The organism is Pedobacter changchengzhani (assembly GCF_004354365.1).
Lineage (GTDB): Bacteria > Bacteroidota > Bacteroidia > Sphingobacteriales > Sphingobacteriaceae > Pedobacter > Pedobacter changchengzhani.
The window spans coordinates 1-26,601 of the sequence record NZ_SJCY01000002.1 but is presented as its reverse complement, the minus strand read 5'-3'; the positions used below and the strand labels follow the sequence as shown (position 1 = coordinate 26,601).

Annotated in this window: 23 protein-coding genes; 21 read left to right on the top strand and 2 right to left on the bottom strand. The window is 36.2% G+C overall.

The genetic code is table 11. The annotated features are described in order from the left end of the window. Nucleotides 1–8 precede the first annotated feature (8 nt). From EZJ43_RS02880 to EZJ43_RS02780, 21 genes are all read left to right on the top strand, one after another. Nucleotides 9–362 (top strand): four helix bundle protein, encoded by a 354-nt coding sequence (locus EZJ43_RS02880; RefSeq protein ID WP_133261174.1) that lies wholly within the window; start codon nt 9–11, stop codon nt 360–362. A gap of 24 nt (nt 363–386) precedes the next feature. After that, nucleotides 387–1,526 carry an aspartate aminotransferase family protein gene (locus EZJ43_RS02875; RefSeq protein WP_133261173.1) on the top strand — a complete coding sequence of 380 codons (1,140 nt, stop codon included), beginning with the start codon at nt 387–389 and terminating at the stop codon, nt 1,524–1,526. A gap of 13 nt (nt 1,527–1,539) precedes the next feature. After that, a complete protein-coding gene (locus EZJ43_RS02870; protein ID WP_133261172.1) occupies nt 1,540–1,926 on the top strand; it encodes a four helix bundle protein in 387 nt (128 codons plus the stop codon). A 15-nt stretch (nt 1,927–1,941) separates the two neighbouring features. Beyond that, a complete protein-coding gene (locus EZJ43_RS02865) occupies nt 1,942–2,934 on the top strand; it encodes a Rossmann-fold NAD(P)-binding domain-containing protein (RefSeq protein ID WP_133261171.1) in 993 nt (330 codons plus the stop codon). A 30-nt stretch (nt 2,935–2,964) separates the two neighbouring features. Continuing rightward, nucleotides 2,965–3,924: an alpha/beta fold hydrolase gene (locus EZJ43_RS02860; RefSeq protein WP_133261170.1), complete on the top strand. Its 960-nt coding sequence runs from the start codon at nt 2,965–2,967 to the stop codon at nt 3,922–3,924. Between the two features lies 1 nt (nt 3,925). Continuing rightward, nucleotides 3,926–4,786, top strand: coding sequence for an acetylglutamate kinase (gene argB / locus EZJ43_RS02855; protein WP_133261169.1), 861 nt, complete (start codon nt 3,926–3,928; stop codon nt 4,784–4,786). A 310-nt stretch (nt 4,787–5,096) separates the two neighbouring features. Next, on the top strand, nt 5,097–5,906 hold the full coding sequence (gene proC, locus EZJ43_RS02850) for a pyrroline-5-carboxylate reductase (protein WP_133261168.1): 810 nt from the start codon (nt 5,097–5,099) through the stop codon (nt 5,904–5,906). A gap of 120 nt (nt 5,907–6,026) precedes the next feature. Continuing rightward, nucleotides 6,027–7,091, top strand: a complete 1,065-nt coding sequence (locus EZJ43_RS02845; protein WP_133261167.1) for a M20 family metallo-hydrolase — start codon at nt 6,027–6,029, stop codon at nt 7,089–7,091. Nucleotides 7,092–7,264: 173 nt separating this feature from the next. Next, nucleotides 7,265–7,486 (top strand): DUF433 domain-containing protein, encoded by a 222-nt coding sequence (locus EZJ43_RS02840; RefSeq protein WP_133261166.1) that lies wholly within the window; start codon nt 7,265–7,267, stop codon nt 7,484–7,486. Then, on the top strand, nt 7,486–7,818 hold the full coding sequence (locus EZJ43_RS02835) for a DUF5615 family PIN-like protein (RefSeq protein ID WP_133261165.1): 333 nt from the start codon (nt 7,486–7,488) through the stop codon (nt 7,816–7,818). The genes EZJ43_RS02840 and EZJ43_RS02835 overlap by 1 nt, the downstream gene beginning before the upstream one ends. Nucleotides 7,819–7,989: 171 nt before the next feature. After that, on the top strand, nt 7,990–9,321 hold the full coding sequence (gene argH / locus EZJ43_RS02830; RefSeq protein ID WP_133261164.1) for an argininosuccinate lyase: 1,332 nt from the start codon (nt 7,990–7,992) through the stop codon (nt 9,319–9,321). Between the two features lie 65 nt (nt 9,322–9,386). Next, the gene (locus tag EZJ43_RS02825; protein WP_133261163.1) at nt 9,387–10,160 is read left to right on the top strand and encodes a Fic family protein; all 774 of its coding nucleotides are present in this window, start codon (nt 9,387–9,389) and stop codon (nt 10,158–10,160) included. Between the two features lie 4 nt (nt 10,161–10,164). Next, a complete protein-coding gene (locus tag EZJ43_RS02820) occupies nt 10,165–11,418 on the top strand; it encodes a pyridoxal phosphate-dependent aminotransferase (protein WP_133261162.1) in 1,254 nt (417 codons plus the stop codon). A 68-nt stretch (nt 11,419–11,486) separates the two neighbouring features. Then, nucleotides 11,487–11,963 (top strand): OsmC family protein, encoded by a 477-nt coding sequence (locus tag EZJ43_RS02815; RefSeq protein ID WP_133261161.1) that lies wholly within the window; start codon nt 11,487–11,489, stop codon nt 11,961–11,963. Nucleotides 11,964–12,134: 171 nt separating this feature from the next. Further along, a complete protein-coding gene (gene greA, locus EZJ43_RS02810; RefSeq protein WP_133261160.1) occupies nt 12,135–12,608 on the top strand; it encodes a transcription elongation factor GreA in 474 nt (157 codons plus the stop codon). 88 nt (nt 12,609–12,696) lie between these two features. After that, on the top strand, nt 12,697–13,095 hold the full coding sequence (locus tag EZJ43_RS02805; RefSeq protein WP_133261159.1) for an HIT family protein: 399 nt from the start codon (nt 12,697–12,699) through the stop codon (nt 13,093–13,095). Nucleotides 13,096–13,214: 119 nt separating this feature from the next. After that, entirely contained in the window at nt 13,215–13,703 is a 489-nt protein-coding gene (locus EZJ43_RS02800) for a GNAT family N-acetyltransferase (RefSeq protein WP_133261158.1), read from the top strand. Between the two features lie 522 nt (nt 13,704–14,225). Beyond that, a complete protein-coding gene (locus EZJ43_RS02795; protein WP_133261157.1) occupies nt 14,226–15,398 on the top strand; it encodes an efflux RND transporter periplasmic adaptor subunit in 1,173 nt (390 codons plus the stop codon). A 53-nt stretch (nt 15,399–15,451) separates the two neighbouring features. After that, nucleotides 15,452–18,631 (top strand): efflux RND transporter permease subunit, encoded by a 3,180-nt coding sequence (locus tag EZJ43_RS02790; RefSeq protein ID WP_133261156.1) that lies wholly within the window; start codon nt 15,452–15,454, stop codon nt 18,629–18,631. A gap of 10 nt (nt 18,632–18,641) precedes the next feature. Continuing rightward, nucleotides 18,642–20,039, top strand: coding sequence for an efflux transporter outer membrane subunit (locus EZJ43_RS02785; protein ID WP_133261155.1), 1,398 nt, complete (start codon nt 18,642–18,644; stop codon nt 20,037–20,039). A 237-nt stretch (nt 20,040–20,276) separates the two neighbouring features. Then, complete coding sequence (locus tag EZJ43_RS02780) at nt 20,277–23,168, top strand: DEAD/DEAH box helicase (RefSeq protein WP_133261154.1); 2,892 nt, start codon at nt 20,277–20,279, stop codon at nt 23,166–23,168. 65 nt (nt 23,169–23,233) lie between these two features. Here EZJ43_RS02780 and EZJ43_RS02775 read toward each other — a convergent pair whose 3' ends face one another. Both EZJ43_RS02775 and EZJ43_RS17575 read right to left on the bottom strand, forming a co-directional pair. Then, nucleotides 23,234–23,611: a GxxExxY protein gene (locus EZJ43_RS02775; RefSeq protein WP_133261153.1), complete on the bottom strand. Its 378-nt coding sequence runs from the start codon at nt 23,609–23,611 to the stop codon at nt 23,234–23,236. 363 nt (nt 23,612–23,974) lie between these two features. Beyond that, nucleotides 23,975–26,242 (bottom strand): helix-turn-helix domain-containing protein, encoded by a 2,268-nt coding sequence (locus EZJ43_RS17575; RefSeq protein ID WP_317126390.1) that lies wholly within the window; start codon nt 26,240–26,242, stop codon nt 23,975–23,977. Nucleotides 26,243–26,601 lie beyond the last annotated feature (359 nt).

Below are 26,601 nucleotides of genomic sequence, written 5' to 3'. Positions count from 1 at the left end.
AAGTTGAAATGCAGAATTACAAAGATTTATTGGTTTGGAAAAAAGCGCATCAGCTTACACTTGAGGTTTATAAAGTTGTTTCAACCTACCCAAAAGAAGAGATATACAGTTTAGTTAGTCAACTAAAACGGGCATCTTCATCCATTGCTACAAATATAGCAGAAGGAACAGGTAGATTTTCTCAGAAAGATTTAGCCCACTTTCTGCAAATAGCATTAGGGTCAAGTCATGAAGTAGAATATTTACTGCTTTTATCAAAAGATCTAGGCTTTATTAATAATGACAATTACTTTCAATTAGAAAAAAATATCAATGAAATAAAAGCAATGCTTATTTCCTTGATTAAGAAAGTTAGACTTTAAACTTTTCACTTTTAACTTATTAACATGCAACTATTCGACGTTTACCCACTTAACGATATAGAAATTACCAAAGCAGCAGGCAGCAATGTTTGGGATGCTAACGGACAAAAATATTTAGATTTATATGGCGGGCACGCTGTAATTTCTATCGGGCATACCAACCCACATTATGTAAAACGATTAACAGACCAATTAAATAAAGTTGGCTTTTACTCTAACTCGGTTAAAATCCCTTTGCAGGTAGCGCTTGCAGAAAAATTGGGCCAAGTTTCTGGTAAAAAAGATTTTCAGCTATTTTTATGTAATTCTGGCGCAGAAGCAAATGAAAATGCGCTAAAACTAGCTTCGTTTTATAACGGCAGAAAAAAAGTAATTGCTTTTAGCGGTGCGTTCCACGGACGAACATCTTTAGCTGTTGCCGTAACCGATAATCCTAAAATAGTAGCGCCTGTTAATCAAACAGAAAATGTAATTTTCTTGCCTTTTAATAATGAAATTGCTTTAGAAGAAACTTTTAAAGCACAGGGCGATGAAATTTGTGCAGTAATTATTGAAGGTATTCAAGGTGTTGGTGGCATTAAAGAAGCTTCAAAAAGTTTCTTACAAAAAATCCGTTCGCTTTGCGATGAATATAATGCAGTTTATATTGCCGATTCAGTTCAATGCGGTTATGGTAGAACAGGATTATTTTACTCGCACGATTATGCAGGTGTAGAAGCCGATGTTTACACGATGGCCAAAGGAATGGGCAACGGGTTTCCAATTGCTGGAATTTCTATCGCGCCGAAATTTAAACCTTGGCATGGCGAATTAGGAACTACTTTTGGTGGCAACCATTTGGCTTGCGCTGCAGGCTTGGCTGTTTTGGAAGTAATGGAAAAAGACAACTTGATGCAAAATGCAGAAGAAGTTGGGAATTACTTAATTACTGAGTTAAAGAAATTTGAACAAGTAATAGAAGTTCGTGGTCGCGGATTAATGATTGGGATAGAACTACCCGCAGAATTGGCTCATGTTAAAAAAGAACTTCTGTCTACCCACCATATTTTTACTGGCGAGGCAAAACCAAATGTAATTCGTTTATTGCCTGCGTTAAATATAACTAAAGCAGATGCGGATGAGTTTCTAAATGCTTTCAAGAAAGCGGTACAAGGTATAAGGTGAGAGGTTTAGGGTAATGAGAGACTATAAAAAACTAGATGTTTGGAGAAAAGCCCACGAGATGAATATGTTCATCAAAAAGGATATAGCTCCAAAATTTCCAAAAGATGAAAGGTTTGAACTAACATCTCAACTTACAAGAGCATCATTGTCAATTCCTTTAAATATTGTAGAAGGATGTGGCAGATTTACCGATAAAGACTTCGCTCATTTTCTAGACACTGCTTTGGGATCAACTAATGAAATAGATTATTGTTGTTTATGTGCATCAGAATTGAAATACATAAGCGATGAAGATTATATAAAAGTAAATAAATCAATTAACGAAGTTAGAGCTATGCTAATTTCATTTTTGAAATTTTTAAGAAAGGGAGGTGGGAAAACCTTAAACCCTACGCCTTAAACCTCACACCTTATTATGAACAAATTCACTTCCGTACACGATGTACCTAACATCAAACAATTTGTAACTGATGCACTTGCATTAAAAGCAAATCCTTATGCGAACCAAGATTTGGGCAAAAACAAAACCCTAGGTTTAGTTTTTATGAACCCAAGTTTGCGTACCCGATTAAGCACTCAAAAAGCAGCCTTAAATTTGGGTATGAACGTAATGGTGATGAATTTAGACAAAGAAGGTTGGGCATTAGAAACTCAGGATGGCGTAGTAATGAATGGTTCAACAGTTGAACACATTCGCGAAGCTGCAGCTGTAATGGGTGAATATTGTGATATTTTGGGTTTAAGATCTTTCCCTAAATTAAACAATAGAGAAGAAGATTACAGTGAAGATTTCTTTAATAAATTTGTGAAATATTGCGGTATCCCGGTAATAAGTTTGGAGAGCGCAACCCGTCACCCTTTGCAAAGCTTCGCCGATATTTTAACCATACACGAAACTTGGAAGCCCATCCCCAACCCTTCCCAAGGGGAAGGGAGCAGGCGACCAAAAGTTGTTTTAGCTTGGGCGCCACATATAAAAGCATTACCACAAGCGGTGCCCAATTCTTTTGCCGAATGGATGTGTAAAGCACAAGTAGAAGGCATGATCGATTTTACAATTGCGCAACCAAATGGCTACGAACTTTCAGAAGATTTTACCGCCGGAGCGCAAATAACTCATAACTTAGACGAAGCTTTAGTTGGTGCAGATTATATTTACGTTAAAAATTGGAGCAGTTACGCCGAATACGGTAAAGTTTTAACTTATCCTGATGGGTGGATGATGAATAACGAAAAATTGAAACTAACAAACAATGCCAAAGTAATGCATTGTTTGCCTGTTCGTCGCGATTTAGAGCTATCATCCGAAATTTTAGATGGACCAAACTCTTTAGTAATTCATCAAGCGGGAAACAGACTTTGGGCTGCGCAAGCGGTTATTAAAGCCATATTAGAAGATTTAAAATAATTAAAGTAGCATAACCTAAAACCATATAAAATGAAAAAAATATTTAGTACGTGTATTTTATTCTTGCTTTTTATCAATGTAAATGCACAAATAAAGCCCGTTGATAGTTTTACAGATGGCAAATATGTAACTGTAAATGGTTCGAAACTTTGGGTGGTTACGGTTGGCGAAGGCGATCCTATAATTTTTATTGCCGGTGGCCCTGGAGGCACGCACTATGGTTTGCGCAGTTTCGATCCATTGGCGCAGGCTGGCCACCAATTAATTTATTTTGATGGCTTTGGACGAGGAAAATCTGATACAGCAAAAGTAGTTACAGAATATTCTCTTAGCAGAGATGTAGAAGATATTGAAGGTTTAAGAAAAGCGCTAAAACTAACTAAAGTTTCACTGTTAGGTCATTCTTATGGTGGTCTTGTTGCGCAGGCTTATGCCATTAAATATCCGCAAAATACATCGCACTTAATTTGTGCCAATACCTTCCACAGTTTTGTTATGTGGCAAGAAAATGATGACAATTCCAACCACGAAATAAAAACAAATTACCCCGAGGTTTGGTCTGATTTAATGAAGTTTAGAGAGAAAGGTGGTGTTTCTAGTGATGCAGAGCACCAAGAAATTTACGGCCGAGTGCCTTATGGTTTCCTTTACGCTTATAATCCTAGTAAATTTACAGGTGGAGGCGGTAAGCGTTATCCAAATTCGATGAATACAAAATTATACTACCAAATGGTTGGAAAAGACGGCGATTTTATTGTTGGCAGCGATATTGGTAATTTCGATTTCCGCAAGCAATTAAAAGATTTAAAAATGCCTATTTTGGTTATTGGTGGTCGTTTTGATCGTGTTGCAACGCCTTGGATGATGGTAAAATATAAAGAATATTGCCCGCAGGCAGAATTTGTGATGTTCGAAAAATCTGGTCATAACCCACAAGTAGAAGAACCAGAGAAAGAATTTGCAGTAATTAATGCATTTTTAAAGAAGTAGGATGAAACAATTAACCATCGTTAAAATTGGCGGAAATGTAATCGATAACTCCGAAAATCTCCATCGTTTTCTATTGGATTTTACCGCTTTAGCGGGCGATAAAATTTTGGTACATGGTGGTGGGAAAATCGCTACAGAATTGGGCGAAAGTTTAGGTATTGAATCCAAAATGATTGAAGGCCGACGTATTACCGATATAGAAACTCTGCGAATTGTAACTATGGTTTATGCAGGGTTAATTAATAAAAACATGGTGGCGCAATTACAAGCTAAAAATTGTAATGCCATTGGTTTAACCGGCGCCGATGGAAATATTATAAAAGCGAAAAAGCGTCCTATTCAAAAAGCCAAAGTATCGCCTTCCGAGGGGGATCTGCCTGCCGGACAGGCAGGTTTAGAGGGGGATAAGGCGAAAGATATAGATTACGGCTTTGTGGGCGATTTAAATGAAAATTCTGTTTCATCAGCTACGCTGGATAATTTATTAAAAACGGGAATGGTGCCAGTTTTATGCGCAATTACCCACGATGGCGATGGTCAACTTTTAAATACCAATGCAGATACAATCGCATCTGCAGTGTCTGTTGCCATGTCATCTTTATATGAAACACGGTTGGTTTACTGCTTTGAAAAAAAAGGCGTACTTATAGATGTGAATGATGACTTATCGGTTGTTAGAGAAATTAAAGCTGATGAATTTGAAGGCTTAAAAGCTAACGGCACAGTAGCAGGTGGCATGATTCCGAAATTGCATAACGCTTTCGAAGCGATAAAAAAAGGTGTTTCGGCAGTGTATATTGGCAAAGCCGATGAGTTGAATGAATTGAAATCGGGCGTTTTTGGCACGAAGTTGAACCCCTAAATCCCCTAAAGGGGACTTTGACTTTCTATCGTTCATATAATACGCATTACAGGAAGTCCCCTTTAGGGGATTTAGGGGTTAGGCATTTTGTAATTCCCCTCTTTTAGAGGAATGCCCAAAGGGCGGGGTGTTTTGTTGTTATTTGCACTTATCTGAGTAATCTAAACCTGATAGCAGTGAAAAGCCCCCGATTTTTCTTCGGGGCTTGTAACGAATAGCAGGACTAACGTGAATAGGAGCATTGTTGTTGCTTTTCAAAATATTAAAAATAAATTGATGAAATTAAACTAAAAGCAAATAAAGGATATACATGAAAAAAATAGCCATAATTGGTAGCGGAAATATCGGTTTATCTTTAGCTAAGGGCTTGGTTAAAACCAATTTTGCAAAAGCTGAAAACATTATTTTAACAAGAAGAAACTTAGCACAATTGGCGAGCTACGCTTCAGAAGGTTATAAAACAACAGTCGATAATCATCAAGCGGTAGCAGAAGCTGATATTGTTATTTTAGCCGTATTGCCACAGCAACTTAATGCTGTTTTAGATGAAATTAAAAGTGCTATTGTTGATGAAAAGCATTTAATTATTTCGGTAATTTCGGGGGTTAGCTGTGCGGAAATAAAGAGCAAATTGAATAAAAATATAGAGGTGATTAGAGCAATGCCGAATACTGCAATTGCGATTGGCCAAAGTATGACATGCATTGCAACTGATGGTGCAAGCGCAGAAAACCTAAATCACGTTACAAAAATGTTCGAAACCGTTGGTTTAGTGTCTAAAATACAGGAAGATTTAATGACTTCGGCAACTGCACTTTGTGCTTGTGGCGTGGCTTTCTTTTTACGTGCAATTAGAGCAGCTTCTCAAGGCGGTGTAGAAATTGGTTTCCATGCCGATGAAGCATTAAAAATGGCAATTCAGACGGCTAAAGGTACAGCAGATTTACTTTTTATAAACCAAACCCATCCCGAAACGGAAATAGATAAAGTAACTTCGCCAAAAGGTTGTACTATTGCAGGCTTAAATGAAATGGAACACAACGGTTTTAGCTCATCATTAATAAAAGGCATAAAACTTTCGGCATTAAAAGCAGGGAATTTATATACTAAAGAAGGCTAAAAGCTGAAAGACTAAAGGTTAAAGCGAAAAATATAGAGATATATACTAAAGAAGGTTAAAGGTTGGATAGTTGAAGGTTTGGCGCCACAACTTGTTACTTGATACTACATACTTGATACTATGATTGAAAATATACAAAAAGAAAGTTTAGAATTACTTCGTGATTTGATTCGCATTCAATCTTTTAGCAAGGAAGAAGATAAAACTGCTGATTTAATTGCTCAATTTTTAGAAGAACGTGGCGTAAAAATTCATAGAAAAATGAATAATGTCTGGGCTTATAATCAACATTTCGATGCAACAAAACCAACCTTACTTTTAAACTCGCACCATGATACAGTTAAACCAAATTCTGGCTATACGCGCAATCCTTACGATGCTGCAATTGAGGGTGATAAACTTTTCGGTTTGGGTAGTAATGATGCGGGTGGTTGCTTGGTTTCGCTAATTGGTGCTTTTCTTTATTTTTATAAGCAAGAAAATTTAAAGTATAACATTTGTTTGGCCGCAACTGCGGAAGAAGAAATCTCTGGAAATAATGGCTTAGAATTGGTTCTGCCAGATTTAGGCGAGTTGGAATTCGGAATTGTTGGTGAGCCTACAGAAATGAATTTGGCGATTGCCGAACGGGGTTTATTGGTTATTGATTGCGTATCTCATGGAAAAGCCGGACATGCAGCAAGAGAAGAAGGCGAAAACGCGATTTATAAAGCTTTGAAAGACATTGAGTGGTTTAGAAGTTATCAATTTCCTAAAATTTCTGAGGTATTTGGGCCGCTGAAAATGACAGTGACCATTATTAACGCAGGTTCGCAACATAATGTAGTGCCTGCCGATTGCACTTTTACGGTTGATGTGCGCGTAACAGATTCATATACAAATGAAGAAGTTTTGGAGATTATTCGCGCGAATGTTGATTGTGATGTTACACCACGTTCTATCCGTTTAAAACCTTCATCAATTGATAAAAATCATCCTGTAGTATTGGCTGGCGTGGCATTAGGCAAAACCACTTACGGCTCGCCAACCACATCAGATCAAGCTTTACTCGATATTCCCTCGGTAAAATGTGGTCCAGGTTTCTCTGGTAGATCGCACATGGCCGATGAGTTTTTGTATGTTAAAGAAGTTGCCGAAGGTGTAGCGGGATATGTAAATATGTTGAAATCAGTGGTAGGAGGTTGAAGGTAAAGGGTAGTAAGGTCGAAGGTTTGGATGCAAGAATAATTAAGGTTTATTTTAGGAGATTCAGAAAAGGCTTTTTCTACCCTGTGGTAAAATAGCACAAAATGCTTTGCGAAAAACTTAACGTCCTTTGTAATTAAATAAAATCTTTTAAATATTCTTATCTTTGATACATGAGTACATATTCAAGTTTCATCGAGATAAATACTGATAAAAGATTTGGAAGGCCTTGTATAAAAGGTACAAGAATTGCAGTTTATGATGTTTTAAATTGGTTTGCAAATGGAATGACACTTGAGCAAATATTAAACGATTTTGAAGAATTATCAGAAGAGAAAATTTTAGCCTGCTTAGCATACGCGGCCGATAAAGAACATAAAATAAGAGTTGCATAGTGAAATTACTTTTCGATCAGAATATTTCATTTAGAATTCTAAAGCTTATTCAGCAAATATTCCCTAATAGCGAGCAAATAAGAAAATTAGGGTTGGAAAATAAATCTGATAAAGAAATTTGGCAATTTGCAGGACAAAATGATTTTGTAATTGTGACCTTCGATGCCGATTTCTATGAGTTTGCTAACCTTTATGGACATCCACCAAAAATAATTTGGCTCAGAACTGGTAATAATACTACTTTATCAATTTCACAAATACTCGTATCTAAAAATGAATTATTAGAAGAATTTAATAAGCAAGAGGAATTTTCTTGTTTAGAAATTCAATAAATAGGTAGCGATATAAATCATCTTTGCGAGGCAAAACACTAATAATTGACTCCTTTTGAGCAAACTTATTGCTTTTTGTTTAACAATGATTAAAATTAAAATTTCAAAAAGAGGATTGCTTCCCCGAAAATTCGGGACAGGCTGTTACTCGCAATGACGAAGATAAAAGGTATGAAAATTTGGCAAAAAAATATAGATGTAAATAAATTTGTAGAAACCTTCACCGTGGGTAAAGATCGCGAGTTAGACCTACAAATGGCAAAGTTTGATGTTTTGGGCTCATTGGCACATACAGAAATGTTGGAAACGATTAATTTGCTTACCGCTGATGAATTGGCAATGGTGCAAAATGAACTCAAAAATATTTATGCTGAAATTGAAGCTGGAGATTTTATTATCGAAGATTCGGTGGAAGATGTACACTCGCAAGTAGAGTGGTTGTTAACCCAACGAATTGGCGAGGCTGGTAAGAAAATCCATAGCGGTCGTTCTCGTAATGATCAGGTTTTGGTTGACTTAAAATTGTTTTTCCGTGCTTGTATAGAAGATATGGTTGGGCAAACTTCAACTTTGTTTAATCAGTTAATTGAGCTGAGCAATACCCACGCAACTAAATTATTGCCAGGTTACACGCATTTGCAAATTGCCATGCCATCATCTTTTGGTTTATGGTTTGGTGCTTATGCCGAAAGCCTTGCCGATGATATGGAATTGATGCTTGCGGCATGGAAAATTACCAATAAAAATCCATTAGGTTCTGCTGCGGGTTATGGATCGTCTTTCCCGTTAAATAGAACGCTAACCACCAATTTATTAGGTTTCGAAAGCTTAAATTACAATGTAGTTTATGCGCAAATGGGGCGTGGCAAAACAGAAAGAATTTTAGCCCAAGCCATGAGCGCAGTTGCCGCAACACTGGCTAAAATGGCAATGGATGTTTGTTTGTTCATTAACCAGAACTTCAGTTTTATTAGTTTTCCTGATGAATTAACAACAGGATCTAGTATTATGCCTCATAAAAAAAATCCCGATGTTTTTGAATTGATCCGTTCGCGTTGTAATAAAATTCAAGCATTGCCGAATGAAATTGCCATGATGATAACTAACTTGCCATCGGGGTATCATCGCGATTTGCAATTGTTAAAAGAAAATCTTTTCCCAGCCATTACCTCATTAAATGAGTGTTTAGAAATTGCCACGTTTATGTTTCAGAATATTACCATTAAAGATGATATTTTGAAAGACAAGAAATACGATTACTTATTTAGTGTGGAAGTGGTAAACGATTTGGCCTTAAAAGGTGTGCCTTTTAGAGAGGCGTATAAAATAGTTGGTGAACAGATTGAAAACGGTACTTTTGCCCCATCGGGGGAAATAAACCACACGCACGAAGGCAGCATTGGTAACCTTTGTAATGCGGAAATTTCTGCAGCAATGCAAGATGTGTTGTCGCAATTTGGTTTTGAAAAAGTGAATAAAGCAATAGAAGATTTGATTCGTTAAATTGTACTTTTGAAGTAAGAAGCAATTGCATGTAGAACGAAAATTTGTTTTAAATAATCTTTTTAATGAATATTACAGATAAAACTTATTTTGACGAGTATATCAAAGTGATTGGAAAAGATGTGAAAAACCTTCTCAATAATTTTGATTTCACAATAGGAAATAGTGATTTGGGTTATCAAACCCAAGCATCTGCAGTCTATTCATCAAACATAGAAGGCAACACAGTTGATTTGAATTCTTTTATGAATGCTAAACTATCAAAAGATAAATTTAAACCAACAAAAGAAATACAAGAAATAGAGGATTTAGTTTCTGCTTATGATTTTGCTCAAAATAATAATTTAAATGAGGTAAATTTCTTAAAGTCCCATCAAATTTTATCAAAACAGCTTTTAATTTCTGGTTTAAGAGGTAAATATAGAAAGGATAAAGTTGGTGTTTTCGGTCAATCGGGGTTAGTGTATTTGGCTATTGAAGCTGAACTTGTTGGTGCCGAGATGAAACTTTTTTTTACTCAAATTTCGAAATTGCTTTTAGCTACAATTACGGAAGAGGAGGTTTTTTATTATGCGGCCTTAATTCACCTAAGATTTGTACATATACATCCATTTAGGGATGGAAATGGAAGAGTTGCGAGATTATTAGAAAAGTGGTTTTTATCTATTAAATTAGGGATGGACTTTTGGAAAATTCCTTCAGAGAAATATTATAAAGACCATCAACCCGAATATTACAAGAACATTAATTTGGGGGTTAATTTTTACGAGCTTAACTACAATAAATGTTTGCCATTTTTAATAATGTTGCCTAATAGTTTAAATAGAAATAACAATTAATAATATGAAAGTTTCAAAATTAGCCAGCGCATTAGTTGGTTCAGAAATTATAAAAATTGGTAACGAGGTTAACGAGTTGAAGCGTAAAGGCGCATCAATCGCTAATTTAACCATCGGCGATTTTGATTCAAATATTTACCCAATCCCAACTGAATTAAAAGCAGGAATTGTAAATGCTTATAACGATAATCAAACAAATTATCCACCTGCCGATGGTGTTTTACAACTCAGACAAACCGTTTCGGAATTATTAAAAGATAGATTTGGGTTAGATTATAACACCAATAGTATTTTAGTTTCTGGCGGGTCTCGGCCATTAATTTACTCCGCTTATTTAGCTGTGGTTGATCCTGGTGATACTGTAGTTTTTCCAACTCCCTCATGGAATAATAATCACTATTCTCACCTATCATCTGCAAACGTTGTAACAGTTGAAACAGATGCGGCAAATAATTTTATGCCCACTGCCTCGCAGTTAAAGCCTCATTTAAAAGGCGCAACATTGTTGGCTTTGTGCTCGCCGTTAAACCCAACGGGAACCATGTTCGCTGCTGATTCGTTAGCCGAAATTTGTGATGTAATTTTAGCAGAAAATGCATCCCGCGGAGCGGATGAAAAGCCACTTTACTTAATGTACGATCAAATTTATTCGCTTTTAACCTTTGGAAAAGAGCATGTCAATCCCGTTTCATTACGCCCGGCGATGCGTGAATTCACTATTTTTGTTGATGGTACTTCGAAATGTTTAGCAGCAACCGGTGTACGTGTGGGTTGGGGTTTTGGTCCCGAAGATATTATAAATAGAATGAAAGCGTTGGTAGGCCACATGGGGGCTTGGGCACCAAAGGCCGAACAGGTTGCAATGGCTAACTATTTTAACGATAAAACACAGGTTGATGCTTTCTTAACTAGTTTTAAAGCAAAAATTCAAGCTAGCTTAAACGCTTTGTATAACGGCTTTATCGAATTAAAAAAGGAAGGTTTTAATGTTGATGCAGTAGAACCAATGGGCGCCATTTATTTAACCATTAAGATAGATTATATAGGCAAAACTACGCCCGAAGGGAATGTTTTGAAAGATAGTAACGATTTAACGTTCTATTTGATAAATAAAGCAGGTGCAGCATTAGTTCCATTTTCGGCCTTCGGAAATGAACATAGCATGCCGTGGTTTAGGGCTTCAGTGGGTGCTTGCTCACTTCAGGATATTGTAGATATGTTGCCAAGAATTAAAAATGCTTTAAGTGCCCTGAAATAGATTTAATAATTGAGCAGGATAAAGAAATATTTTGCTAAATTGGCAATAACAAAAAATACTATTACAATATGTCGAAAAATCATCAATATAAAACAAGTGTAACCTGGACAGGGAATAAAGGATCTGGCACAATGGATTTCCGCTCTTACGATCGAGATTATGTTGTTACAGTGGATGGAAAAGCAACTATTTCGGGTTCTTCTGATTCTGCATTTTTGGGCGATAAATCAAAACATAATCCAGAAGATTTATTGTTGGCATCGGTTTCGAGTTGCCACATGCTTTGGTATTTGCATTTGTGCTCTAAAAACGAAATCGTGGTAATCGATTATCAAGACAACGCAATTGGAACCATGCAAGAAAATAACGATGGAAGCGGGAAGTTTGAATCGGTAACACTTTACCCACAGGTATTAATTGCAAACAAAGCACATTTAGAATTGGCAAATACTTTGCACATAGAAGCAAACAAAATGTGCTTTATTGCAAATTCACTTAACTTTCCGGTAAAGCACCAACCAAATTGTAAAGCAGAAAATGAATAAATTGCGTTGATGAATAAGGATTAGAAGTTGCACAAGCAGAAATATTATTATTAATTTGCTTTTGTAATTTCATCATTTTATCTTCGTTATAATCGAAGCAAGACTATGTAGCCAAATAGCTATATAGTCTTGTTTGTTTTTTATAGAGGTTCAAACTAATTAATAATAGTAATGGAAGAGGCAACGTATTACACACAAGAGGGTTTAGATAAGTTAAGAGATGAAGTTCGTTATTTAACAACAACAGGTCGCCAGCTTATATCTAAAGCAATTGCCGAGGCAAGAGATAAAGGTGATTTATCTGAAAATGCAGAATATGATGCAGCTAAAGAAGCGCAGGGTTTGCACGAAGCGAAAATTTCGAAACTTAAAAATACTTTGGCAAGTGCTCGTTTAATTGATGAATCGAAAATGGATTTGTCGAAAGTACTTGCATTGTCTATCGTAAAAATTAAGAATGTAAAAAACGGTGCAACCATGACGTATCAGTTGGTTGCAGAAAGCGAAGCCGATGTAAAAACAGGAAAAATTTCTGTTAAATCGCCCATTGCGCAAGGTTTATTGGGTAAATCAGTTGGCGAATTTGCCGAAATTGAAGTGCCTGCAGGTAAAATGCAGTTCGAAGTTTTAGAAATATCAAGATAGGGTTGTAAGGTAGATGGTAAAGGGCGTAAGGCTTTATCTTCTACCTTCATTACCCTTCTACCTTACAACCTTAAACCTTCCACCTTAAATGAGTATCTTTTCAAAAATCGTATCAGGAGAAATTAAAGCCCACGTAGTTGCAGAAACTGTAGAGTTTTTAGCTTTTTGCGACGTACAACCTTTAACCATGGGACATGTACTGGTTATTCCTAAAATAGAAACCGATTATATTTTCGATATGGATGAAGACCAATACGTTGGTCTGTGGATGTTTGCTAAAATAGTTGCAAAAGGACTTAAAGTGGCTTTCCCCTGCACAAAAATTGGGGTCTCGGTAGTCGGTTTAGAAGTTCCACACGCACATATTCATTTAATTCCAATTAATAACGTAAGTGATATGAACTTTAGTAAAGCCAAATTAAATCCTACACAGGAAGAATTGGCTGATGCTGCGACAAAGATTAAGGAAGCTTTGCTTGAGCAGTAATTAATTCTTTTTTCCATTTTATTGATAGGGGATTTAGTGTGAATTTTTGATTTTATGGATGGTGTAGTTTAAATAAGTAAGTTAGTGGCAGGCTTAACCGACCGAATTCACGAAAAGAAATGGTAAACGATTTAGAGATTTTTCGGACAACAGAATTAAACGAGCAAGTAAAAAACCAGGTGCTTGACTTGTGGAATAATGAATATCCTGAGAAACTTTCATACAATAACTTGACAGAATTTGAAAGCTATTTACAAAACCTACCAAACCTGACACATTTTTTATTGACAAAGAAAAATAACCAAATTATGGGCTGGGCTTTAACCTTTGACAGAAACAATGAAAAATGGTTTGCTATCATTTTAACAGAAAGTATAAAAGGAAAAGGTTTGGGACGAAAAATTCTCGACGAACTAAAACAAACAGAACAAGTTTTATATGGTTGGGTAATTGACCATAATAATGACAAGAAAAAAAATGGAAAGCAATATTTGTCGCCATTAAAGTTTTATGAAAAATGTGATTTTGAAATTCTTAAAGACGTAAGGCTTGAACTTGACAAGATTTCAGCAGTGAAAATAAAATGGACAAATAAAGCCAGCCACTAACAGCAAATTTGCACAAAAATGTCTATCGATGGTTTACGTTATTTCATCACTCATTTACTTAATTTAGTGCGGTGCGAGAATGGTTCTGCAAACAATGCCATTTCTGTATAAGCTCTCAAAACATCATGTCTCATTGTAAAAACGCGACATGATTAGAACTACCATAAAATGATAGACAATTTGCCAAATTTTATTTCTTTGATTTTTGGACTGACGACACAGTTATTCACTAAGCAACAAAATTTGTAATACTAAAACTCCATTTTGCCTTAAGTCCGCAACCCATTACTCCTTGTCGCAAGATATTTACATTGTAGGATTACTTTCTCACTAAATGGCATAAAAGGCTTTTAAACAATCATTTACTACTGTTCAAATGTTAAATAATCTTAAAATAAATCAATCGATTGATTAAATGACAGAATATCGACTGATTCCTAAACGCTCAACCTCTATTTTTGGAAACTTTTAAGTGCCAAAACTGTATTAACAGGAATAAAAATATTATAAATACAATTCATCATGAATAAAATAACAACTCTCTTTTACACCTCTACTTTGTGCATGCTTTTTTTAGCCTCTTGTGGAGGAGATAAAGATGCAAAGAAAGCTCAGGCTGAAAAGGCCAATGCACCTCAGCCGTATCCAGTTTTTGCGGTAAGTAAACAATCTACCACTTTAGATTCTGATTATCCGGCAACGATAGAAGGTATTCAAAATATTGATATACGACCAAAAGTTGACGGCTTTATCGAACATATTTATGTTGATGAAGGTGCGGTGGTTAAAAAAGGGCAATTGTTATTCACCATAAATGCGCCACAATATGAGCAGGCTGTAAGAACTGCAGCTGCCGCAATTAGCAGTGCAGATGCTGATGTAAGTGCCGCACAGCTACAGGTGAACAAGACCAAACCATTAGTAGAAAAAGACATTATAAGCAAATACGATCTTGAATCGGCACAGCTAACTTTACAAAGTAAACGTGCAATGTTATCGCAAGCAAAAGCTGCATTGGTAAATGCAAGGGTAAATTTGGGCTATACTAAAATTACAAGTCCGGTAAATGGCGTGGTGGGTAGTATTCCTTATAAAACGGGAAGTTTGGTAAGTGGCACAAGTCCCGAGCCTTTAACAACGGTTTCTAATACGGCTAGGGTTTATGCATATTTCTCGCTGAACGAAAAAGATTTATTAGATTTTTCTAATGTTTACAAAGGAAAGAATTTAGCGGAGCAGATGAAAAATATTCCTCCGGTTAGCTTGATTTTAGCGGATGGAAGTGTGTATGCACAGAATGGAAAAATAGAATCTATAAACGGGCAAATCAATACCAGTACGGGTTCTGCAAGCTTAAGGGCAACTTTTCCCAATCCGGTTTCGGTATTAAAAAGCGGTGCAAGTGCAATGGTGCGCATTCCACAACATGTAAATGATGTGATATTGGTTCCTCAAAAATCTACAACCGATTTGCAGGGTAAGAAATTTGTGTATGTTTTAGGCGATTCTGCTAAAGTTATAAGTACGCCTATCGAAGTGATGCAAATTACTAAAGGTAAATTTTATGTGGTTACCAAAGGATTAAAGGTGGGCGATAAAGTGGTTTTAGAAGGTTTTCAATCGCTAAAAGACGGTACAAAAATTAAACCTGAAGAAAAAAACACAGATTCAGTTTATAGTGAAATTAAAAAATAGAAATTGTTTTTAGCTATTCGTAAATCGTAATTCTAAAATCGTAATTCAAATTTATGTTTAAGAAATTTATAGATAGACCAGTTTTATCAACTGTGATATCAATTATTATTGTAATACTGGGTGTGTTAGGTTTACTGACGTTACCAGTCTCACAATATCCAGAAATTGCGCCACCAACCGTTCAGGTTTCTACTTCTTATCAAGGCGCAAATGCGGATGTGGTGTTGAATAGTGTAGTTATTCCGCTCGAAGAGCAAATTAACGGGGTTGAGGACATGACTTACATGACTTCTAGCGCAAATAACGATGGTTCGGCTAGCATTACGGTAAACTTTAAGTTGGGAACAAATCCCGATTTAGCTGCGGTAAACGTACAAAATAGAGTAGCAAGAGCAACCAGTTTACTACCTGCAGAAGTTACAAAGAGCGGCGTTGTTACAGCAAAAAGGCAAGCAAGTAATGTGTTGATTTTTGTTATACATAGCAAGGACCCAGCTTACGACCAAACGTTTTTGCAGAATTATGTAAACATCAACATCATTCCACAAATTAAAAGGATTACGGGTGTTGGGGATGCAAGTTCGTTCGGGCAAATGGATTACAGTATGCGCATTTGGCTTAAGCCCGATGTGATGGCCACTTATGGTTTAGTGCCGAACGATGTAAGTGCGGCGTTGGCAGAGCAAAACGTAGAAGCTGCACCTGGGCAGTTTGGAGAGCAGGGTGATCAATCTTTTCAATACACTTTAAAATATACGGGTAGATTAAAAAGCGAGACAGATTTTAGTAATATCATTATTAAAGCCGATGCCAATGGGCAGGTTTTACGATTAAAAGACGTGGCACGTATAGAACTAGGCGCTTTAAGTTACGCCAGTTCGTCAAAATATAATGGAGAAGCAGCAATCGGTATTGCCATTAATCAAACTGCGGGCTCAAACGCGAAAGATGTAATTGAAAAATCTATTAAAACTTTAAATGAAGCGTCGAAATTGTTCCCAAAGGGAATTACTTATACTTCTTTGGTTAACGTTAACGATTTTCTTGATGCATCCATCGAAAAAGTAATCCATACACTAATCGAAGCCTTTATTTTGGTTTTCTTAGTGGTATTTATTTTCTTGCAAGATTTTAGATCAACGTTAATTCCGGCAATTTCCGTTCCGGTGGCTATTATTGGTACATTCTTCTTTTTAAGTTTATTTGGCTTTACCATCAATTTATTAACGCTATTTGCACTCGTTTTGGCCATTGGTATTGTGGTAGATGATGCAATTGTCGTCGTCGAGGCAGTTCACGCCAAATTAGATCAAGGTTACAAATCTGCCCATAAAGCCACTGTTGATGCCATGGAAGATATAACCGGGGCGATCATTTCCATTACCTTGGTTATGGCTGCGGTTTTTATTCCTGTGAGTTTTATTCAAGGTTCATCCGGTGTTTTTTACAAGCAGTTTGGTTTAACGTTAGCCATCGCAATTATCATATCTGCGGTAAATGCTTTAACACTCAGTCCGGCTTTGTGTGCGCTATTTTTAAAACCTCACGGCGAAGACCACGAACAGAAACCTAAAAACTTTATGCAACGTTTTTATGTAGGTTTCAATACTTCGTTTGATTTAATAACGAACAAATACAAAAAATCGGTTAGTTTCTTATCCCATAAAAAATGGATAGTTGGGCTAATTATTGTATTGTTTGCCGGCGTGTTGGTTTGGACAATGAAAACTACGCCAAAAGGTTTTGTACCCAATGAAGATTTGGGTGTAATTTTCTCCGATATTTCATTGCCTGTGGGTACTTCGCAAGAAGAAACAAGCGTAATTATTGGCCAAATTGATAAAGTAGTTAGAGACATACCAGAAGTACAAGGCGCATTAAAAATTGTAGGTAGAAGTTTAATTAGTGGTTCTGGAAGTTCTTACGGAATGGTTATTTCTCGTTTAAAACCTTGGGATAAACGTAAAAGGGATGTTAAGGCAATAATTGGAGAACTCTTTGCAAAAACGGCCAGCATTAAAGGTGCTAAAGTTATTTTCTTTGCGCCACCTACCCTTCAGGGTTTTGGTAATAGTGGAGGTTTCACATTTGAATTGCAGGATAAAACTGGTGGCGATATTAATAAATTTAATGAAGTTGGGAATAAGTTTTTGGCAGCACTTGCCAAACGCCCAGAGATTTTATACGCATCAACATCTTTTAACCCTACATTTCCGCAATATCAAATTGATGTTAATGTTGCTAAAGTAAAGCAAGCGGGATTAACAGTTACTGATGTGTTAAGTGTTCTACAAGGTTATTATGGTGGCGTTTATGCTTCAAACTTTAATCAATTTGGCAAGCAGTTTAGGGTAGTTTATCAAGCTGATGCTAAATACCGTGCAAATCAAGAAAGTTTAAATAGCATTTACGTTAGAAATGCGAAAGGTGTTATGGCACCTATAAGCGAATTTATCAACTTAGAAAAAGTATATGGTCCGCAAGCAATTTCGCGTTTCAACTTATACACTTCCATTTCGGTAACTGGTAGTCCAAAACCAGGTTTTAGTTCTGGCGATGCTTTAAAAGCGGTGCAAGAAGAAGCTGCAATACATTTACCTGCTGGCTACGGTTATGAATTCTCAGGTTTATCTCGCGAAGAAATGGCGGGTGGAAATCAGACTATATTCATATTCTTACTCTGTATTGTTTTCGTTTATTTTCTTTTATGTGCGCAATACGAAAGTTATATTTTACCACTCGCGGTACTATTATCATTGCCAATTGGATTAGCCGGCGTATTTATTTTTGATAAAATATTTGGCATAGATAATAATATTTACACCCAAATTACGCTCATCATGCTAGTGGGGTTACTCGCTAAAAACGCAATTTTGATTGTAGAATTTGCGGTAGATCGACGTAAAAAAGGCATGAGTATTGTACATGCTGCTATTGAAGGTGCTACTGCGCGTTTAAGACCAATCTTAATGACATCCTTCGCTTTTATTTTAGGCTTATTGCCATTAATGCTTTCGAGCGGCGTAGGTGCTGCCGGTAACAAATCTATTGGTACTGGTGCCGTTGGCGGGATGTTAATTGGAACCATATTTGGCTTATTTGTAATTCCTTCATTATTTATTGTTTTTCAAACTTTGCAGGAGAAAATTAGCAGTAAGTCGCCTTTTAACGAAGGGATTGAAAAAGAACAAAGTGAAGAAGAATTTGCTGTAGCAAATGCGCCTCAACATTAATTTTATTAAAATGATATTAAAATATAAACATTCGATTTTAATCGGTTTACTCATTTTTACTTTGAGTGCTTGTGTAACGAAGCAGTACCAAAGCCCATCGGTAGTGAAAGACAATTTGTACCGTGATGTAAATACGGCCGACAGTACAACCATTGCGACATTGCCTTGGAAAACTTTGTTTAGCGACCCAACTTTACAAGCGTTAATTGAGCAAGGCATAAATGGGAATTTGGATTTAAAACAGGCGATAGAAAGAATTAAAATAGCTGAGGCCACTTTGATGCAGAACAGGTTAGCGCTTTTGCCCAGTTTGCAGGGCGATTTATCGGTAACAGATAATAAGCAATCGCAACGGGCTGTTAATTTTCCGGCAGGTACAATAAATTTAGAAACCCAAACCTACAAAGCACAGCTAAGTACAAGTTGGGAAGCGGATATTTGGGGCAAGTTAAGTAGTGCGAGACGTAGTGCTTATGCTAGCTATTTACAAAGTGATGCCGTTAAAAGAGCTGTTCAAACCCAACTGATTGCTAATATTGCGAATGGATATTATAATTTGCTGGCATTAGATAAGCAGTTAAAAATTACGCAGGAAACCATTGAAAGCAGACGTAAAGGTGTGGAAACCATTAAAGCTTTAAAAGACGCCGCAATTGTTAATGGCGCTGCGGTGGTACAAAGTGAGGCAAATTTATATGCTGCTGAGGTTACTTTGCCCGATTTAAAACGAAGTATTAGAGAAGTTGAAAATAGTTTAAGTGCGTTAATTGGGATTAATCCGGGAGCGATAAATCGTAGTTCGTTAGAAACGCAAATACCTTATGATAATTTGAAAACAGGTGTTTCTGCTCAGCTTTTAGAAAACAGGCCAGATGTACAAGCTGCAGAACTTGCATTTAGAGCATCTTTCGAAAATACGAAGGTTGCCAAAGCATATTTCTATCCATCATTAACGCTTACTGCAAGCGGAGGTTTATCGAGTTTACAACTGAAAGATTTCTTCAATCAATCTATTTTTTACAATTTAGTTGGTGGTTTAACACAGCCAATCTTCGCCAAAGGGCAAAATAAAGTACGTTTAAAAACCGCAGAAGCACAACAACAAATTGCGCTTTATGCCTTTCAGCAGTCGCTTTTAACCGGCGGACAAGAAGTGTCAAACGCATTATTTGCTTATCAAACGGCAGTAGAAAAATCAACTACAAGAGCCAAACAAGTTGCTTCGTTAACAAAGGCAGTAGATTTTACACAAGAGTTATTGCGCTATACATCAACCACAAATTATACCGATGTGTTAACTTCAGAACAGAGTTTACTTGCTGCACAGTTAAATGGCGTAAACGATAAATTACAACAATTACAAGCAGTTGTAAATTTATACAAAGCGCTTGGTGGGGGTTGGAAATAGTGTCATTTATAAAAATGCCTCCAAAAGAAGTTAATACCTTTTGGAGGCATTTTTTGTTAATATTTCTTCGCACATAGCAAGAGTCAAAAAGGTATTTTTTATGGAATTGATTGATCAATTGGTGTTCAAATTGATTGATTTCGAAATTTACCTATTCCTAAATCACGTAAATGGATTTGATGTATCCTTATTTTGTTGTAAGTTTAAAGTTTTTCAAACGCCTCTATATTATAATTAATGTTACGTGTAGATAGTTCAAAAACTTGCAAAATTGTGTACTCCTTGTGTAAACATGAGTATTTAGGCTATGTTATTGAACCGCATGTAGTTCAGCTTAATCCGCAGGGCGATTTCTCTTTTACCTATCAGCGCGTATTTACACACACTGTAGAAGAGTACAATCATTGCATTGATGCGACTGATTATAAATTGATTAAAATTTTAGATGAGATTGAACAGGATTTCATCATTAAAAAATATTACAAAAAATTAATTAGAGCTTCTGAGTTCTTCTCAAAAATATTCGATGCTAAATTTTACGAAACAGTTCGGCCTAAAATAGAAAAAAAACTTGCTGAGGCATTGGAGTTATTGAAGATAAAAAATCAACTTTATTTAATGGATAAAGATGGCTGGCCGGTTGAACGTAAAATTGAATTTGCAACAGAACCTGCTTCAATACTGTTTCATTTTAGGCGAAATGAAATTGAAACACGTTATTTCCCGACCATTAAATATCAAAATTTGCGCATCGAATTTATGTTTAAAGATGCCCAAATTGTGAGCAATAAACCTGCATGGTTATTGCTCAGCGATGTTTTGTACTTCTTCGATGAAGATATTGAGGGAAAAAAATTCCTGCCATTTTTAAATAAGCGATTTATCTCCATTCCAAAAGCAACCGAGGCAACCTATTTTGAAAAATTTGTAGCACCGTTGATAGAAAAACACCATGTTTATGCAGAAGGATTCGAAATTAGAACCGAACAATTTGAGGCTAAACAGGTAATAAAAGTCCTGTTTGTAGAAGGTGGCATTTCTCAATTGCAACTGTATTTTAAGTATGGCGAATATGTATTCTCTTTAGAAAATGCGCACAAAGTAACCGTTCGATTAGAAAAAACGGATGATAACTATATTTTTCATCGGGTTAAACGTTCTGCAGATTGGGAAAAAAAACAATTTAACCTTCTTTTATCGCTTGGATTAAAAAAAACCAGCGCGCTATTTAGCAATTTAGAGGTTGTAAATGATGATGAAGACCCAAGCTACGGCGCTATTAATTGGGTTAATGAACACATAGAAAGTTTGGAGGCTTTGGGCTTTGAAATTGAACAATCGACTGGGCAAAAGCGCTTTGTTTTAGGTGCAAGCAAAATTGATTTAGAAATTAAAGAAGGAAACGATTGGTTCGATATTAATGCGGTAGTTTGGTTTGGTAAATATCAAATCCCTTTTTTAGCCCTAAAACAACATATACTACATAAAAGAAGAGAATTTTTGCTTCCCGATGGGGAGGTGGCGATTATTCCAGAAAAGTGGTTTACGCAATATGGAAGCTTGTTTAGTTTGGCAGAAACGGATAAATCTTTAAGATTAAAAAAACACCACATTGGCTTATTAAACGATTTGGCCGAAGATAGTCTCGCAAATGTTACCTTGGGTAGAAAATTACAGCGTTTAAACGATTTTGAGAATATTGCCGATACACAAATGCCTGTACATTTTAAAGGTAGTTTGCGCGATTATCAAAAAGCAGGCTACAATTGGTTTAGCTTTTTAAGAGAATATAATTTTGGCGGTTGTTTGGCCGATGATATGGGTTTGGGTAAAACCATACAAACTTTAGCCATGTTACAAAAGGTTAAAGAAGATGAGCAGTTGTTGCAAACCCAAACCACATCGCTTATTGTAATGCCAACTTCGTTAATTTACAACTGGTTAACAGAAGCTAAAAAGTTTACGCCAAAGCTTAAGGTTTTGGCGCATACAGGCACTAACAGAAACAAAGATGTGGCCAATTTTGCCCATTATGATATTGTAATAACTACTTACGGCGTTACTCGGGTTGATATTGATGAGCTTAAAAATTTCTATTTTAACTACATCATTTTAGACGAAAGTCAGAATATTAAAAACCCATCTTCTAAATCTTTTAAAGCGGTTAGAAGTTTAAAATCCAAGCATAAATTAATATTGAGCGGTACGCCGGTAGAAAACTCAGTTGGCGATTTGTGGTCGCAACTAACGTTTTTAAACCCAGGTTTATTGGGCACGCAATCTTTTTTTAATGAGGAATACGTGCAAGCCATAGAAAAAAAGAAAGATGAAGAAAAGGCAAGAAAACTTCAATCGATTATAAAACCTTTTGTTTTGCGGAGAACGAAAGAGCAAGTTGCATCAGAATTACCGCCCAAAACCGAGCAGATTATTTATTGTGATATGAGCGAAGATCAAGCTTCGTATTACGAAAAAACAAAATCTGCTTACCGGAATGATTTATTGCAGAGTATGGATGATGGAACTTTTGCACAGAAACAAGTACAACTTTTACAGGGTTTAACCGCTTTAAGGCAATTGGCGAATCATCCTTACATGATTGACAAAGAGTATGAATCAGACTCAGGGAAATTTGAAAATGTAATTCACACGCTGGATAACGTGCTTAAAGGCGGACATAAAGTTTTAGTTTTCTCGCAATTTGTTAAGCATTTAGATATTTTTAAAAAGCACTTTGAAGCTGAAGAGATTCCTTTTGCCTATTTAGATGGTGCCACAAAAAATCGTGGTGAAATTGTTGCCAACTTTCAAGAGGATGAAACTTTAAAGGTGTTTTTAATCTCGATTAAAGCAGGTGGCGTTGGTTTAAACCTTACCCAAGCCGATTATGTATTTATTTTAGACCCGTGGTGGAATCCCGCGGTAGAGCAACAAGCTATTGACCGTACGCACCGCATTGGGCAGCATAAAAAGGTTTTCATTTATAAGTTCATCTCCAAAGATACGGTGGAAGAAAAAATTCTGGCTTTGCAGAGGCGAAAAAAAACTTTGGCAAACTCGCTTATCACCACCGAAGAAAGTTTTTTTAAATCGTTAAGTAAGGATGATATTAGGGATATATTGAGTTAGAGATTTTCTTTTAGATTAACCACCGAGTACACAAAGGTTTTCACAGAGAAGAAAGAGATAAATGTTTAATAACCATTAACAACTCTTTTGATACCATCTTTTAATTTTAAGACGTTAAAATTTATTAATAATCCAAATCTGTATCCGCCAAGTTTCATGTAGGTAAGGGTTTGGGCAAGGTGAATATCGTTCAGTGCTTCAACACTTTTCAGTTCCAATACTAATCTATTTTCAATTAGAATATCTATTCGATAGCCACAATCCAATTTTACCTCTTCAAAAATTATTGGCATGGCTTTTTCCTTCTCTACGATAAACCCACTTTGAGCAATTTTATAAAATAAACACTCCATATAGACACTTTCCAATAAACCAGGTCCTAGAGCGGTATGCACTTCCATTGCTAATCCAATTGTTGTTCTAGTTAGTAAGTCTTCTCCCATATGTTTTTTATTATTTTATTTTTCGATCGGATACATAATGAGAGAACTATAGACATTCTTCGTGTGCTCTGTGAAAACCTCTGTTTCCTCTGTGGTAAAAAAACCGCGACAGCTTGCTTTTAATTTTCCTCGGTGCTTCTCTGTGGTAAAAAACCACGACAGCTTGCTTTTAATTTTCCTCTGTGCTTCTCTGTGTAATTACTCTGTTTCCGCTGTGGTAAAAAACCGCGACAGCTTGCTTTTAATTTTCCTCTGTGCTTCTCTGTGTATTAACTCTGTTTTCTCTGTGGTAAAAAACCACGACAGCTTGCTTTTAATTTTCCTCTGTGTAATTACTCTGTTTCCTCTGTGGTAAAAATTACGTTATTCCTCCGATGGAAAAAGAGAAGCCAACACCATTTTTATCTCTCCAAAAGAATAATCCTTTCCCAAAAAATCTCTAATAACACCCATCGATTTAGATTTTTGACTCTCAACCGCATTTGCAATATTTTTAATTTTATTGGCTTTAACAAGCTTGGTTACATCCAATTGTTGTGTGGCAACATAATAAGCCAAATGCCCTTCAATTGTGCCCACAGAAAAGTTGCGTTCTTTTGCTATTTCTTCTAGTGTTTTCCCTTGCTGATAAAGCTCAAAACTGATTAATTTTGTATCGGTTTTTGGTTCTTTTTTCTTTTTTTCAGTGGCCGATTTAACTTTTAACGCCACACCTTTTAATTGAATTGCTTTTTGCAGTTGCGCCATTCTTTCTGCACTATTTAGTAAAGCTTCGGTATCTGCTCTACTAAACTCTTTCCCATCAATTATAGCTTGAAGCAATGCTTTGCTTTTGTGAATTTTTTTAAGTTGCTCATAAACTAAAATCTCCAATTCTAACAACTCGGTTAAGTAAATTTTTATTTGTTTCTCTTCTTTTAAAAGTTCTATGTGCGCTAAAAATTTATCAGAAATGCCTTTAATCAGCGGACTAAAATATTTCAGTGCAGCTTCAACTCGCTTAGAAACATTAAACAAAGTGTATTCACTTTGTTGTGCAAAAAGGCCTTTAAGTTGGTTTATAAAAGTATCAGCAGTTGCTGTAATTTTTTGGAAATCGCGATAAAGTTCCATCGTCCAATCGTCATAATGCTGTTTGGTCGATTTTTCGCCTTTATCAAAAGTTTGAAGATGTTCTTTAATGTAATATCGTATAATATTCAAATCGAAAGCGCCAAATAAATACTCTTGTATAAAAGTGTAACTCTCAAGGCTTATCTGCTCGTTAAGTACTTCTGTAGGTTTTTTCGTTGTAGAAAAATAGTGCACATTTTTATCTTGTTGTAAGCCACTTTCTCTTAAATGCGAAGTTAAAACCAAGCCTTTTAGCGAGCGCAATCTCGATAAAGCAACGTAAGCTTGTCCGGGCGCAAACGCATCTCCAACATCAATAATCGCTTTATCAAAAGTTAAACCTTGGCTTTTATGTACCGTAATGGCCCAAGCAAGTTTTATTGGATATTGAATAAAAGCACCGGCTACATTTTCATCAATTTCATTGGTCGCTTCGTTCAGTTTGTATTTTACATTCTCCCAAGTGTATGCCGAAATCTGGAAAATGATTTTTTCATCCGGCAATTCTATCTCAATTTTATCCTTTTCAATATGATGTACAACGCCAATTTTTCCATTGTAATAGCGCTTCTCGGGCGTCATATCATTTTTAATAAACATAATTTGTGCGCCAACTTTAAGTTCCAAACTTTTATCATTTGGATAAGCGTACTCGTTAAATTCGCCATTAATTTTGGCTTCAAAAAAATGCGATTTTGTTTTAAGTTGTGTCAACCGCTCCCGATTTATGGTATCTGCTTTGTTGTTGTGCGTAGTTAAGGTAATGTAGTTTTCATCAGCCGATGGCTTAAAATCTTGCTTGAAATGCTGTTTAAGCAACGCGTTATCTTCGGCCGTAATTTTGTTGTTCCGCAGGTTGTTTAATAAATCAATAAAAACGGCATCATCCTGACGGTAAATTTTATCCAGCTCAATATAAACTGGCGGATTATTTTGTAAAGCCAAAGCATCGAAAAAATAAATGCTTTTGTAAAAGCCAGACATTACCCGCCATTCCTCGTTTTTTACCACTGGCGGTAGTTGATGTAAATCGCCAATAAATAGCAACTGAACTCCACCAAAGGGCACATTTCTATTTCTTCTAATATAACGCAACGTAAAGTCGATGGCATCAAGCATATCAGCACGCAACATACTCACTTCATCAATAATCAAAAGCTCAAGCTCTTGAATCATTCGCCTTTTATTGCCCTGCATATTCAAATGCTTTACAATTGTACGCGGCGTATTAAAGTTAAAAGTGATGTCTTGATTGATGATATTTCCTGCTGCATCGGGAAAGAAAGCCCCAAAAGGCATTTGAAAAAGGGAATGGATGGTTACGCCCGAAGCATTAATCGCAGCGATACCCGTTGGCGCACAAATTACTGCTTTTTTGTGCGTAAGCTTAATTAGTTTGCGCAAAAAGGTTGTTTTACCAGTACCCGCCTTTCCTGTTAAGAAAACGTGTTTTGAGGTATAATTCACAAATTTCGCCGCAATTTCTGCGGACATAGAAGTTTCTTCTAATTCTGGCATCGACATTAAAATTTTGGTTTGCTTTATTCGGCGGGATGATTAAAGCTAAACATTTAAGTCCAAAAATAAGCATCATTTATATAATTGTCGAGGTATTTAAAATATCATTTGAATCGTTTTGGAAAAACAAGAGCAGTAGTTTCAACTTAAGGGTAGTCCCGCTTTACACTTATATCTTTTTGCTTGCCCACCCCGCTTTTGCCCGAAGCACATCAAAAAGTATAACGTTTCAATCCCTTAGGTTTGAAAAAGATTATCAAAGGCTTAAATTTGATAAGGAAACCTTAAAAGCAGAGGTGAACTATGCTGCAATCCAGACTTAAGATCTAGAACCTGTAACAGACCTCTGCTTTCTAGTT

Excerpts from the sequence above, each read along its gene's own strand:
- EZJ43_RS02840 (WP_133261166.1), top strand. The coding sequence starts at position 7,265 with ATGAGTACATATTCAAGTTTCATCGAGATAAATACTGATAAAAGATTT.
- EZJ43_RS02800 (WP_133261158.1), top strand. The coding sequence starts at position 13,215 with ATGGTAAACGATTTAGAGATTTTTCGGACAACAGAATTAAACGAGCAA.
- EZJ43_RS02780 (WP_133261154.1), top strand. The coding sequence starts at position 20,277 with ATGTTACGTGTAGATAGTTCAAAAACTTGCAAAATTGTGTACTCCTTG.
- EZJ43_RS02805 (WP_133261159.1), top strand. The coding sequence starts at position 12,697 with ATGAGTATCTTTTCAAAAATCGTATCAGGAGAAATTAAAGCCCACGTA.
- EZJ43_RS02790 (WP_133261156.1), top strand. The coding sequence starts at position 15,452 with ATGTTTAAGAAATTTATAGATAGACCAGTTTTATCAACTGTGATATCA.
- EZJ43_RS02820 (WP_133261162.1), top strand. The coding sequence starts at position 10,165 with ATGAAAGTTTCAAAATTAGCCAGCGCATTAGTTGGTTCAGAAATTATA.
- EZJ43_RS02825 (WP_133261163.1), top strand. The coding sequence starts at position 9,387 with ATGAATATTACAGATAAAACTTATTTTGACGAGTATATCAAAGTGATT.
- EZJ43_RS02865 (WP_133261171.1), top strand. The coding sequence starts at position 1,942 with ATGAACAAATTCACTTCCGTACACGATGTACCTAACATCAAACAATTT.
- EZJ43_RS02795 (WP_133261157.1), top strand. The coding sequence starts at position 14,226 with ATGAATAAAATAACAACTCTCTTTTACACCTCTACTTTGTGCATGCTT.
- EZJ43_RS02785 (WP_133261155.1), top strand. The coding sequence starts at position 18,642 with ATGATATTAAAATATAAACATTCGATTTTAATCGGTTTACTCATTTTT.
- proC (WP_133261168.1), top strand. The coding sequence starts at position 5,097 with ATGAAAAAAATAGCCATAATTGGTAGCGGAAATATCGGTTTATCTTTA.
- argB (WP_133261169.1), top strand. The coding sequence starts at position 3,926 with ATGAAACAATTAACCATCGTTAAAATTGGCGGAAATGTAATCGATAAC.
- EZJ43_RS02870 (WP_133261172.1), top strand. The coding sequence starts at position 1,540 with ATGAGAGACTATAAAAAACTAGATGTTTGGAGAAAAGCCCACGAGATG.
- argH (WP_133261164.1), top strand. The coding sequence starts at position 7,990 with ATGAAAATTTGGCAAAAAAATATAGATGTAAATAAATTTGTAGAAACC.
- EZJ43_RS02875 (WP_133261173.1), top strand. The coding sequence starts at position 387 with ATGCAACTATTCGACGTTTACCCACTTAACGATATAGAAATTACCAAA.
- EZJ43_RS17575 (WP_317126390.1), bottom strand. The coding sequence starts at position 26,242 with ATGCCAGAATTAGAAGAAACTTCTATGTCCGCAGAAATTGCGGCGAAA.
- EZJ43_RS02880 (WP_133261174.1), top strand. The coding sequence starts at position 9 with ATGCAGAATTACAAAGATTTATTGGTTTGGAAAAAAGCGCATCAGCTT.
- EZJ43_RS02860 (WP_133261170.1), top strand. The coding sequence starts at position 2,965 with ATGAAAAAAATATTTAGTACGTGTATTTTATTCTTGCTTTTTATCAAT.
- greA (WP_133261160.1), top strand. The coding sequence starts at position 12,135 with ATGGAAGAGGCAACGTATTACACACAAGAGGGTTTAGATAAGTTAAGA.
- EZJ43_RS02845 (WP_133261167.1), top strand. The coding sequence starts at position 6,027 with ATGATTGAAAATATACAAAAAGAAAGTTTAGAATTACTTCGTGATTTG.
- EZJ43_RS02775 (WP_133261153.1), bottom strand. The coding sequence starts at position 23,611 with ATGGGAGAAGACTTACTAACTAGAACAACAATTGGATTAGCAATGGAA.
- EZJ43_RS02815 (WP_133261161.1), top strand. The coding sequence starts at position 11,487 with ATGTCGAAAAATCATCAATATAAAACAAGTGTAACCTGGACAGGGAAT.